The organism is Bremerella cremea (assembly GCF_039541315.1).
In the GTDB taxonomy this organism is placed as follows: Bacteria; Planctomycetota; Planctomycetia; order Pirellulales; family Pirellulaceae; genus Bremerella; species Bremerella cremea.
This window is the reverse complement of record NZ_BAABFZ010000003.1, coordinates 193488-205830: the sequence shown is the minus strand read 5'-3', so window position 1 is coordinate 205830 and position 12343 is coordinate 193488. Positions and strand designations below refer to the sequence as shown.

Below are 12343 nucleotides of genomic sequence, written 5' to 3'. Positions count from 1 at the left end.
CAGCACGGATCAGGCGTAGCTCTTTACCGCATCGATGACGCTATCGAAAACTTCGAGCATCGAATCGAGGCGAGTGATTTCCAGGATCTTACGATTGGCATGATTGGTGGTGGCAATCCGCAAGTCACCACCTCGTTCACGCATGAGGTCCTGGACGTCCAGCAGCGTCTCCAGGCCTACACTGTCGATCGTTTCGGTTCCGTCGAGATCGAGAATCAGCTTGTTGCGTTCTCGCGTCTGCAGGAAGTCGCGCACGTTGTCCGCTTGATCCTCTCCGAGCTCTTCCGGAGTGTGGATCACCATGACGGCACCAAAGATTTCAGTCGACAGGTTCATAGGGAAAGTCGTTCGCTAAAAGGTCGCGACGTTGGGAACATAGGTGCCGGTTTCCAGTACCTCTTGAATGCACTGCACCAGGCCGCGTGGGCTGAATGGCTTGGCCAGCACCGCCGCGATGCCGAGTTCCGACGTGCCATCGTCCCCGGAAAGGTCGAAGCCTTTGGCGGTCAGCATGATGATCGGCAGCGTGGCGGTCGATTCGTTGGATCGAACCGTACGGCACAGCATCAAGCCATCCATGCGTGGCATATGGAAGTCGGTGATCAAGATGTCGGGGCGTTCAACCTGGATCGCTTCCCAGGCTTCCTGACCGTCTTCGACACAGGTCACGTCGAAGCCACTTCGTTTCAGTTTGAACTCGGCGGCTCGCAGAATATGCATTTCGTCGTCGGCAATCAGAACTTTTGTTGCCATCGCTTTGGCTCCTTTAGGTTGATTCGGATCGAGTGCTAACTTGCATGCTCGATCACTTGAACGGTTGGCAACGCGATCATAAAGGTGCTGCCATGGTTCAATTCACTTTTCACCGTCAGCGTGCCGCCATGCACGTCTTCGACAATGTGTTTTGCCAGCGGCAGGCCAAGACCGGTGCCGGAGGCCATCTTCTGGTCTTTCTTGACGCGATAGAACTTCTCGAAGACCATTTCACAGTCTTCTGGGCTCAGACCGACGCCGGTATCTTCCACCTCGAAGTGAACTTCCCGGTCGGACAGACGGCTTCGCAACGTGACCTTGCCGCCATCGGGTGTGTATTTGATAGCATTTGAAAGCAGGTTGATCGCGGCCTGTAGGATCATGTCGCGATCGGCCAGCACGCCGAGATACATCGGGCTAAGCTCGACGTTCAGCGTGATGTTCTTCTGTTCGGCGGTCGGCTGCACGATCGCGGCGGCTTCGTCCAGCAGATCGTTCAGCGAACGTGGCTTCTTGCTGACACTGACCACGCCGGCTTCGATTCGTGCCAAGTTCAACAGGTTGTCGATCAAGCGTTGCAGGCGATCGGCCTGGCCGCTGATGACTCCGAGGAACTCGTCCCGGGTTTCTTCATCTTCCGCTTCGCCATCGGCGAGCAGTTCGGTGTAGGCCTTGATGCCGGCCAGAGGCGTTTTCATTTCGTGGCTAACTGCCGAAACGAATTCCGCATTGCGGCGTTGGATTGCTTTGTATCCGCTGATGTCTCGCATGACGGCGACGGCACCGAAATTCGACTCACCGCCAGATTCGTTGTCGTCGTCGGCTACCGTATTGACGGTAATGCGGTACCAATGCTTCTCGCCGGCAGGATCTGCCAGTTCGATCTCGGCGACGCGGCTCGATTTCAGCTTGCGACGACGTGTTTCGTTGAGCAGTTGAACGATCGAATCGCACGGCAAGGCATCGTCGATACGGGTACCGACAGCAACATCCTGCATACCCATCAGCGTGACCGCGGCTGGGTTTATCAGGGCCAGCTCGCCATATTGGTCGACCATAATGACCGGCTCGGTCAGGCCTTCGATGACGCAGTTGATCTCTGAAACGCGCGATTCGGCCAGATGGGCACGAACCTCGCTACGGGCCGACTTCTGCTGTAGGGCGCCGATCGAATCCTGGTCGCTTTCCAGGGTCTGATAGATCTCGAGGATCATCCGCCGAGCTTGAGGCGGAAGCTTGCTTTGATGGAGCTGCTGTTCGAACTGCTCGGGCTCGATGTATTCGTTTTGCAGCGAAGAGAGCTTCGCCAATTGCGTAAGTAGACTGCGCGAAACCTGAACGTTGGAGGCTTGATAGAGACCTCCCAGGACCAACGCCACGGCCATGCCGGCCATCGAGATGTACGCGGCATAAGGTGCGGTGGTGCCGTAAAGCACCAGCATGACGCCGGTGGCAGCCAGAGCAATGACAAGCACAATCGGGCATAGCCAGGCAAATACGGATGAGGCTCCGGATCGGTTAACGGGCATGGTTCACGTCAATCTGCAATAGGTTTCAGCACAAGTCCGGTGTCACCCTGGGCCGCTGCATATAACAGGTTCGGAGGCCGAGGGGACGGGAAAGCTAAAAAAACCTAGGTCAGATCAACACGAAGTCCATTCACCCAGCATCACATGGGGCGATGCCTACGGAGCACACAATCGTCACAACCGGAATCAGGCGAACGCTGACCTATGCTGCGAGACGTTTCGTGAGCGAATTCGGGCAGACTCGCTGCGAGATACCATCCCAGATGTGGGAGAGTTCTGTGCAAAATTCATAGTTCAGCGCGACTTCAATCCGATCGCCGACATTGACTTCCAGCGGCTGGGCGATGGGGACCACCAGGTACTGATTGTGCCAGCAGATTTCGGATTGCTCTTCGACCAGCACGGCTAGGACGTTCTTGGTGACGACGCGCCAGCCATTCAGCGTCCCGGCAGATTGCATGGTCAGCACACCCTTCCAGTCGATCCGTTGTGGGTACGCTTCGTCGTAGACGATGGTCGAATAGATCGCTGGCAGACCGAGCTCGGTCGTTCCGTCGACGGTCGCTACCGGTGGCTGAAACAGCGGAACCGGGGCATGGAAACCAGCGAATTCGTATGCTTGCATTACCGGTTGGATTGCCAGCAGCGAAGCTTCCGGGATGAAGCGAGGTAACTTCGTGCCGTGAGCCTGGACGTAATTCTGCTTGAACTGCTCGATCACGAGCGTCTGTTTTTCCCGTACGAGCCCCACATGCAGCATCTCGCAGGTCACCACATCGACGGGAACCGGCGGCACAAATTTGGCGGCGTCTTCGTGCACGATGGTCACGCGATCGCTGACTTTGTTCATCGTCAGAAAGCGTTTGGCGACTTCGACCAGCTCGGGATTGCGCTCGACGTAATAGACGTGGGCTCCCTGCATCGCAGCGAAATACGAAAGCACGCCGGTGCCACCACCCAGGTCGACAACGGTCATGCCTGGCTGAACGGTCGCGGCGATCGCCTGCTGAAACGACGTCATCCGGTAGTTGTCGCGGAGCATGTCGTAGTGATAGTGCAGCGGAATAAACTGGCCTAGGACTTCGGGAGAGCTCACTTCGATCGATTCCTTTCGTTCGCGGAAGAGTTGCGGTGGGCGATAGTATTAGGCATCGCTGCTTGCTGCAAGGCAGAATTGCAAGGGTTGGACAGGTTAGTCACATGGTGCCGAGAGGGCCGCAAAGAGGGAACAGACGGAAAACAAGGGCTGAAAATGGACCAACAGCTACCTGCATATGCTATCAGGAAGCACAGGTTTTACCGGTCAATCCGAAAAGTGTGTATTGCAATTCGAGAATCTGACCTTTCCCGGCCTCCGGCGACCGGCGAGCCCTAAGAACAAATCGATTTCGTTCCGATACAAACCCTCGTAGTCAACGAAAAGGATTTGGACACGGATCGGATACTTCCATGCTGTCAAGAGTCGAGATTGAACACCTGCCTGCCCACGAGCTAGAAATCCTGTTGGAGTTCGGGCAAGACCTGCTATCACCAAGCGAACTGTTGGGCGTCCAATTGTTCATTCAACGCATCGGTGGAATGCAGAATGCCCGTCAAGCGATCGAGATGCTCAAGAAGCTCGAGCAGTAAGAAGTAGGTGCAGAAAAGAAGCCCTCAGGCGGCAAACTCTACCCTGTGCGTAATCTCTGAGCGCAGACCTGGTGGCTGTTAGTTGCCGGAACTTTCAGTCGACCCAGCGGTCGCCATCTGGCAATGTTCCGCGCGAAGCAATCGCAGCCAGTCCATATAGTCTTCGATATCTTCCATCGGCATCCCCAATTGTAGGGCCGACTGCACCGCGGAGATGCGTTCGAAGTAATTGGTCGCGTTTTCTAACAACAACTTGGCTTTTTCGTTGGCCATGGATCGACTCGCGTGAAGGTTTGTTTTGCAGAACCTACCATGAATCCGCTCGGCAAGAAATATGAACCTGCGAGCTTGTTGCATGTGTTATTATCGTCACAGGGTCAAGCCTAGGTCATAAGACACCACATGTTGAATGCTAGCGCGAACAATTCGAGGGGATATAGTTGTTTTCCCTTGAATAGCCCTGGCGCTAGCGGTTTCTACCCCCTCGCCAGAAATATGAAAAATAGGCTGAAACGGTTGTTTCTACCGGCTAAATAGACCTTTTCGGCCTAAGCTTTCGCAGAGACTGCGCCCAATACTACGGCCAGTTATCCCTCCTGAAGATCCTTGCGAAAGATATATACGATGGCTGGTAGCGAACTGAAAACAGGCCTTTTGGCAGCTTTGCTAGCAGATGATGGGTTCCGTCCCGAGGAACCAAAAACTCTAGAGGACACTCAGTTATCACAAACATTGGTCGAATCGATCATCCTGAAGCTCTATCTGAACATCGGTTCGATGAGTGGGCGCAAGACGGCCGAACACATCTGTTTGCCGTTTGGTGTGGTCGAAGGAATCCTTACTTCGCTGCGTACCCGCCAGTTGATCACGCACTGTGGTTCCGCACCGCTGAACGACTACACCTATACCTTGACCGACCAAGGACGTAGCCGCGGCCAGACCTATATGCAGTCGTGTGCCTACTTCGGACCAGCACCGGTATCGCTGGACGATTACATCACTTCAGTCGAAGCCCAGTCGGTACGTAACGAAACGCCACGGGAAGAAGACCTGCAGCGAGCATTCGAAGGGCTCTCGGTCGAACCAGGCCTCTTTGATCGGTTGGGGCCGGCAGTGAACTCTGGGGCTGGCCTCTTTCTTTACGGTGCCCCCGGCAATGGCAAGACGACGCTGGCTAAGCGTATTACCGCTTGTTATGGCCAGGAAATCTGGATTCCACGCACGATCGTTGAAGATGGGCAGTTCGTTAAGTTGTACGACTCTGCCTTCCACGAAGCGGTCGATGTGGAAGAAAACAGCATCATCAAGGCCGATAACTTCGATCATCGCTGGGTGAAGATTCGCCGGCCAACCGTCGTGGTGGGTGGTGAACTGACGATGGACAGCCTGGAAATTCGCTTCGATCCAATCAACAACATCTGTGAAGCACCGCTACAGATGAAGAGCAATTGCGGCAGCCTGCTGATCGACGACTTTGGTCGTCAGCGAATGCAGCCCCAGGAATTACTCAACCGTTGGATCGTCCCTCTCGAAAATCGTGTCGACTACCTGGCACTGCCCAACGGTAAGAAGATTCAGGTCCCGTTCGAGCAGTTGATTATTTTCTCGACGAACCTCGAGCCTTCCGACCTGACGGACGATGCGTTTCTGCGTCGTATCCCCTACAAGATTGAAGTGGAAGATGCCTCGCAAGAGGAGTTCCACAAGCTGTTCGAGATATTCTCGCGGCAGTTTAATTGCCGCTACGACGAGGACTCGATCAAGCATCTGATCGACAATCACTACGTTCCGACCAATCGGCCGCTGCGTCGTTGCCAGCCGCGCGATTTGCTGACGCAGATTCGCAACTACTGCGTCTACAAAGGCTTCCCCATGGAAATGCGACCGGAGTATTTCGACCTGGTGGTCGGAAGCTACTTCACCGTGGTCGCCGGTAACGACTAGGCTGGTCCACCAGCGAATTGATTCAGACGAAGACCTTGGGTTCGCATGGCCTGAGGTCTTCTTTTGTGCCTTGATGATGGTCAGCAAGAAACAAAAACGGGAGAGGCTGACCTCTCCCATATTTTGTGCGGCGAGTCGTCCGCAAAGCATCTAGTTGTGCTGCCTGGATGGCTATGGCAAGGCGACCATCACAGGGCTGTTCATCGATGTCAGGTCGTCGCAGTGGATCACGCCGACCGGCACGCCGTCGCGTGTGACTTGCAGCCACGACGAGTCATGCGAAGAGAATAAGGCGACGAATTCATCGAAGGTGGAATCGCAGCGAACCTGCGGTACGTTGGGCAGGCAATAGCGGCCGATGGCCTGCTGCGTGTCCTCTTGTTCCATCAGGTCATCCGTACGAATCAACCCGCATGGCGAGCCATCCTGGTGAAAGACCGGGACGATCTCCGCGTTCCAAAGCCGCATCTTTTCGAGGGCCTGGGCGACGGTGTCCTGATCGGCCAGGTGAATTGTGGTCGGGCGCATGATGTCCTGGGCACTCATGCCGTCGAAGATGCTTCCGGTCGGATGCTGTGGTAGCCATTGGTTTTCCAGGGCATCGTCGATCAGCAGTCCTTCGCCGAGGCTCAAGGCCAGGTTCAAGCGATCTCCCAGTACCAAAGCCATTTGCTGGCTCGATGTCGAATCGCTGCGTGTGCTGACGAAACTACCGCATACTTCCAGCGGCTTTTGATCGGCATGCGTGGTATCGCGAACGGAAGCTTGAGCCATCAATTCGGCGGCCCACCCAGAGACTTGTTCGGGAGAGGTTGCCGCGGTCACCACGGCAACTCGTTGGCCAGGAAGTTCAAAGAGCCGCGAGTCAGGCAGCGCGGTTGCTTCCAGTTCTGCCAGCCAAGGGGCGTAACGTGGCGAGTTGCGATTCGAGACCGCAAACATCACCGCACAGACACACATGTGATGCTGCGTGATTTGTTCGATCGTGTTCTGCAGCGTTCCCAGAAATGCACCTTCGCCAGGGTATGTGTTATGAGGATCACGTCCGAATTGTTGCGAAATGGCAACACGAGCTTCCAGGATCGCCGCGGCGGCTCGCACGCGAACCAACAGCTTGGCAGGCGTCACTGGTTTCAGGACGACATCGTCAGCCCCGGCGGTAATTGCGTCTTGAACAAGGTTGGGGGCACTGGGGGGGACGATCGCGATTTTGAAGATATTCCCGCGAGAAACAGTGTTTTGACCACTTTTATGATCGTAGATTAAGACATCGTTTTTGGAAGACGTATCTGATTCGTGATAGGTCGCATCGCAACGGGTTTGCACTTCGTAGCCGCAAGCCACGAAGAAGTCGAAACAATCGCGTAGATGTTGGCGGTCTTCCGATACGACAACTACCCGTAACGCACGTGTTACCATGGATCTACCTGCTACCCGTAGAAGAGAATTCATGCATGGGGACGCATGTGGTGCGATGCGCCTCATCGAAAACATAGGTCACGACCGCGAGGGGAAAGCGGGACAAAGTGCTTAGATTTCTGTTTTTCTGAAGAGGCGTCCCCCTCTGCCGGGAAATTTTGCGATTCTCTCTAAAAGAATTCGCCATCACGCAGAACAAGTTTGACCTACGTTTGAGATGGGTATGACTTTTCCGCAGACCTTCGCGGGGCGGCGGTGACGGCGCAACGCGGCGACTTTTCCCAAGATCTTATCCCGCCGGAGTAGCAGGTTTGACTGCTCGATCGGCAACAGAGACGAAGCCAGCACGAAGGTAGGACGCATGCAGACGCAGTTGCTTCCGAAAATTGGGAACGACTCGATCTTTCTCGAGTTCCTCGATCAATCCACGGGGCGGTCCAACAAAACAGTAATCGACGAATTTCCGTTCATCATCGGGCGGAATGCGACGTGCAATCTGACCGTCGAGTCGGGGCGCGTATCGCGCGAACATGCCGAAGTAGTACGGCATGGGACCGGCTATCTGATTCGCGATTTGCGCAGCACCAATGGCGTCTACGTCAACGGCGAACAAATCACCGAGCACGTATTGGTCGATGGCGATACCGTATCGATCGCCGACTTCGAATTCGACTTCCACTGCCCGGCTTCGGCCACCTCGCGTGAAACGGTCACGCTGCAGATGGAAGACCGATTGCAGGCCGCATCTGAAGTAGAAGATCCACAAGTACTTATTCAAGCCCTGCGGACTGTCAATCAATGGTCGGGTTTGAATCGGATCGACCCTGGGCTGTTGACCGTTCAGTCACTCGCCTCGCAGCAGACGATTGGCCACTGGTGTCCCTTGTTCCGCAAGGCCTACCAGGCCCACGAAGAAACCAAGCTACTCAAAAACTCACTCGTACTCGAGAAACCGCTGCGAATGTTGCAGCACGTTTCCGCCATGTTCTCACTCATGGAGCGGCCTACCGCAGGAGGCTTGCTCGTGTTGGAAGTAGATCAGGCCGATCTGCAGCGGCCTGATCTGCTAGAGACCGTCGGTTGGATGCGTACCAAGTTCGGCCCAGAACTCATGATTCTACTCGGGGGATCGTGCGAGTTGTGGAAAGACAATCTCGCGGGCAATCCGCTGGTTGAAGACCTGTGCGCGATGGGTGTTCACCTGGCTGCCGTCGGTATTGAACAAGTCAAACAGCCTATCGTCACCGAAGTCTGCGAGCAGGTTTCGATGGTAGGGATTTCAGCGAGTGCCCTGTCGGCTGCTTCGCGTAGCCCGGCGGTTGGCAACAGCATTCAAGAGTTCATTAAGGAAGTTGGCGCGAGCGGCTGCCAGGCATTTGCCGTGGCCAGTCCAACCGCACCGGAAGATCAGGCACTGCAACAGATGGGCTTCAACGCGATTGTGCGTGTACCGGCCTAGTGATCTGCCTGATTTTCAATTGCGACAAGATGTCCGCCCCCGACACCTCGTTCGAATATTTTCGGACGAGGTTTATTGCGAAAGCTGAACGCAGTTTTGCGTGCCTATAAACACTTGGGTATTTCCTTGCGATGATCGCAATCGCAGACCCGGAATAAGGTCCTGAATCGTGTCGATCGAGACAAGTGCCACAGTACGAGAGGTAGACGGATACCGACTCGTACAACGAATCGGAGCCGGTGGCTACGGCGAAGTCTGGCGGGCAGATGCACCGGGCGGGCTCTCCAAGGCCGTCAAGCTGGTCTTCGGCTTTCATGACGAGGCTCGGGCTTCGCGCGAGCTGAAGGCTCTTAACCGAATCAAAAACCTCCGTCATCCTTTTCTTCTTTCGCTAGAACGAATTGAAGTGATCGATGCCCAGTTGGTCGTTGTGACTGAACTGGCCGATTGCTGTTTAAAAGATCGCTTCGACATCTGCCGCAAAGAAGGAATGCCGGGCATTCCTCGCGACGAACTATTGCAGTATCTCGCGGACTCGGCGGAAGCGTTGGACTATATGACCGAGGTGCACTCGCTGCAGCATCTCGACGTTAAACCAGAAAACCTGCTGATCGTCGGCACGCATGCTAAAGTGGCCGATTTTGGCCTGGTGAAAAGCATTCAGGATGTCACCGCCTCGATGATGGCTGGATTGACTCCTCTGTACGCGTCTCCCGAAGTGTTCAACGATCAGCCATCGCGTCAAAGCGACCAGTACAGCCTGGCGATCGTCTATCAGGAAATGCTGACCGGCACACTCCCCTTCCCTGGTCGTAACCTGGCCCAACTCACCGCACAACATCTCAACAGTCCGCCGCGTCTCAACACCCTGCCACCGCGCGATCGCGACATCCTGTCCAAGGCTCTCGCCAAAAAGCCGCACGAGCGATATCGCAACTGTGCCGAAATGGTGAAAGCGCTGATCGCTGCCGACAGCGCCGCGCATCTGCCCCAGATTCGAACCGTTGGTCAGGACGAATCGTCGAAGACCGACACCAAAACGATTAACTGCAACGACACCAAGTCGAGCGTAGTCGATGGTGCCGGCATGGTTTCCGATCCGGAAACGATCCGCATGGACCGCGACAGCCGCCAGTGGCAGGCTCGTCAAAGCAGTGTCTGGGAAGACATCAAGCCGCGCAAGCAGGACGTCATGCCTCCCGTCGCGGATGATCGCACCCAGCGAGAACTTCGTCCGAGCGTGATCGTCGGGATCGGCGGTTTGGGCAACCGAATCGTGCGACACGTCGTCGATCGTCGCTTGGAACTGGTCGGCACCCAAGCGGAACAGCATTGGTGCCAATGTGTCGCGGTAGATACCGATACGAGCGACCTGATGCACAGCACCGGTATGATCGGTGCCGCGTCGCCAACGCCATCCTTGGCCACTGTGGAAATGCCGCTGCGTCGTCCCCAGGCGTATCGAAATCTATCGCGACAGTTGACCAAGTCGATGAGTCGCCGTTGGCTCTATAACATTCCCTTGTCGCTCAAGACCGAAGGGATGCGTCCTTTGGGGCGTCTTGCCTTCGCCGACCATGCTAGCCGCCTGCGAGAGCAGTTACGTGCCGCCGTGTCGGACGCGATCTATGGCGCCCAGCGGAACATCGATCCACGCAGTGAGAACTATTCGTGGAAAGGAAAGCCGCGCGTGGTGCTCGTCATGAGCAGCAGCGGCGGAACCGGAAGTGGCATGGTGTGGGACGCATTCGCCCTCGCCCAGGAAGTCGTCCAGGAACATGGTGGCAGCGTCGACGACGTTTCGCTGTGGCTCATTCATGCCACGCCTAACGGTGTCGAACAGCAGGACCTGGCTCGATGCAATACGTATGCTTGCCTGCGGGAACTCCTCCACTTCCAGATCACCGGCGCGTACCCAGGCGATGTAATCACCAAGATTCCGCCGCAAAGCTGGACTGAAAAGATCAGCCAGCAGATCACGCTGTTTGAAACCGGACGCCAGGCGGAAACTCGCAACATTCCCGTTGAAATCAACGACATTGCCGACCTGCTGTATATGAATGTGTACGAAGGTCGCGAAGTCGCTCAGCGTGCTCGTCAGGCCGAAACCGGTACCGAGAACATTGGTCCCGCGGTGTCGTCATGGGCGTTCGCCGGCAAGCCACTCTGCTCGAGCGGTCACCTCGACCTGGCGGCTGCTCGCTATGCAATGGAACTGCTCAAACGCTGGCACGGTACCTCCAATGGCAATCAAGAGCAACGGAAACTGGCCCATCTGAACGACAACGATCAACAGGTATCGGCTCGGGCCGAGCAGTATGCCCGCATCCTGGATATGCGGACCGCCAAGATCTTCCAGGATGCTGAATTCCGCCTGGAAACCGTGATCGATATGGTGACGCAAGTCGTCGAGGATGAAATCGGCGCTTCGGCTGAAGACTATTTCAACGAAACGATCGGCCGCTTCATCAACGAAATGGGCAGTTCGCGGATTCCGCCGACCTCGGCCGAAATGACGTTTCATGTGCTCGATTCGCTCGATCAACTGATTGGCGCTTCGAATATGGAAGCTGAGCCTGGCAAACTGATCGCCGTGTCGTTGCATACCGAGATTGCTCCGCACATTCGCGAGATCGCGAAGCACTACGAAACGACGATACTCGAGCAGATTCATTCGATCCTTAACGAGCCCACCTTCCGCGTGCGGGGCGTCAAACAGTTGGCCTCCACGGTCGATGCCCGCCTGGCCGAACTGGAAGAAAAGGCTCGGGCAATGGGGCAACGGACGGATGTCGAAATCGAGAAGGTCCGCACGGCACTCTTCCCCGTGATGCAGCGATCGACGAAACGTGGCTATCAAGGAAAAGAACAGGGGATGACCCTGCCGGAGATGCGGTCGTTGTGGCTCAACTATGCGTTGCTGCGAACCCACAGCGTGATGGTGTTGGCGACCTGCCAGGTCTTCCAGCATCTGCGAACGGCGATCATGCGAGACAACATGTGGATCAAGCAAACGGTGGTCAGCCTGGAAATGGCCGAAACCGAAGTGCGTGAACACCTGGCCATCGACGATCAGTCGGTGATCGAAGATCCGAAGTTCCTCGAGAAGCTTCTGCTGCTGGAACGGAACATCGACGACATCTTGAATGCGGACCATGGCGGCTTGTGCCATTTGCTCCATGAAGATCGCAACGGCATCAACAAGCTGATCGGCGTGATGCTCGATTGCGGCAAAGATCTGGCTCGTCGTTGCGCAAGTGAAGAAGGCAACGAAAGTCAGTTCCTCAATTCGATGGAAGAAGGTCCCGACTGGAAGCAGCGTGTGACCGCTTCTGAGTGCCGACTGACCCAGTTGGGCCCGACCGTCTCGCGGCTAATGTTCCTGCCGGAATCCGTTGCCGAAAACGGCACAGCGACCGCATCCGCTCCGCACCTGGCCGGCAGTTCGCCGTTAGGGACGAAGCTGCCCAAGGTGATCTGGATGGAATCGGCCGGCAACATACCACTGCGAGACGCAGCGCGACTGCTGATCGAGAACCGGCCAGACTACGTGCCGGTTGCTGATCGTCTTTTGACCCGTGCCGATATTGACTGGGCCGATCTGTAATCG

10 protein-coding genes are annotated in these 12343 nt (G+C 55.9%); 4 read left to right on the top strand and 6 right to left on the bottom strand.

Going from position 1 to position 12343, the window contains the following annotated elements:
- Window positions 1–9: 9 nt before the first annotated feature.
- The 4 genes from ABD890_RS03105 to ABD890_RS03090 all read right to left on the bottom strand — a co-directional run bounded on the left by ABD890_RS03105 (window position 10) and on the right by ABD890_RS03090 (window position 3378).
- Entirely contained in the window at window positions 10–336 is a 327-nt protein-coding gene (locus tag ABD890_RS03105; protein WP_345085772.1) for an STAS domain-containing protein, read from the bottom strand.
- Window positions 337–351: 15 nt separating this feature from the next.
- Complete coding sequence (locus ABD890_RS03100) at window positions 352–753, bottom strand: response regulator (protein ID WP_345085770.1); 402 nt, start codon at window positions 751–753, stop codon at window positions 352–354.
- A gap of 35 nt (window positions 754–788) precedes the next feature.
- On the bottom strand, window positions 789–2282 hold the full coding sequence (locus tag ABD890_RS03095) for a sensor histidine kinase (RefSeq protein WP_345085768.1): 1494 nt from the start codon (window positions 2280–2282) through the stop codon (window positions 789–791).
- Window positions 2283–2484: 202 nt separating this feature from the next.
- Window positions 2485–3378, bottom strand: coding sequence for a methyltransferase domain-containing protein (locus tag ABD890_RS03090; RefSeq protein WP_345085766.1), 894 nt, complete (start codon window positions 3376–3378; stop codon window positions 2485–2487).
- Window positions 3379–3731: 353 nt separating this feature from the next.
- Here ABD890_RS03090 and ABD890_RS03085 point away from each other — a divergent pair, with 353 nt between their 5' ends.
- On the top strand, window positions 3732–3911 hold the full coding sequence (locus tag ABD890_RS03085) for a hypothetical protein (protein WP_345085764.1): 180 nt from the start codon (window positions 3732–3734) through the stop codon (window positions 3909–3911).
- Between the two features lie 78 nt (window positions 3912–3989).
- Here the strand turns inward: ABD890_RS03085 and ABD890_RS03080 are convergent, their stop codons facing one another.
- Window positions 3990–4184: a hypothetical protein gene (locus ABD890_RS03080; RefSeq protein WP_345085762.1), complete on the bottom strand. Its 195-nt coding sequence runs from the start codon at window positions 4182–4184 to the stop codon at window positions 3990–3992.
- Window positions 4185–4535: 351 nt separating this feature from the next.
- Between ABD890_RS03080 and ABD890_RS03075 the strand changes: the two genes are divergently transcribed.
- Complete coding sequence (locus tag ABD890_RS03075) at window positions 4536–5855, top strand: ATP-binding protein (RefSeq protein ID WP_345085760.1); 1320 nt, start codon at window positions 4536–4538, stop codon at window positions 5853–5855.
- A gap of 171 nt (window positions 5856–6026) precedes the next feature.
- Here ABD890_RS03075 and ABD890_RS03070 read toward each other — a convergent pair whose 3' ends face one another.
- Window positions 6027–7274, bottom strand: coding sequence for a CBS domain-containing protein (locus ABD890_RS03070; RefSeq protein WP_345085759.1), 1248 nt, complete (start codon window positions 7272–7274; stop codon window positions 6027–6029).
- Window positions 7275–7635: 361 nt separating this feature from the next.
- Between ABD890_RS03070 and ABD890_RS03065 the strand changes: the two genes are divergently transcribed.
- The gene (locus ABD890_RS03065) at window positions 7636–8733 is read left to right on the top strand and encodes an FHA domain-containing protein (RefSeq protein ID WP_345085757.1); all 1098 of its coding nucleotides are present in this window, start codon (window positions 7636–7638) and stop codon (window positions 8731–8733) included.
- Between the two features lie 169 nt (window positions 8734–8902).
- Window positions 8903–12340, top strand: a complete 3438-nt coding sequence (locus ABD890_RS03060; protein ID WP_345085755.1) for a protein kinase domain-containing protein — start codon at window positions 8903–8905, stop codon at window positions 12338–12340.
- Window positions 12341–12343 lie beyond the last annotated feature (3 nt).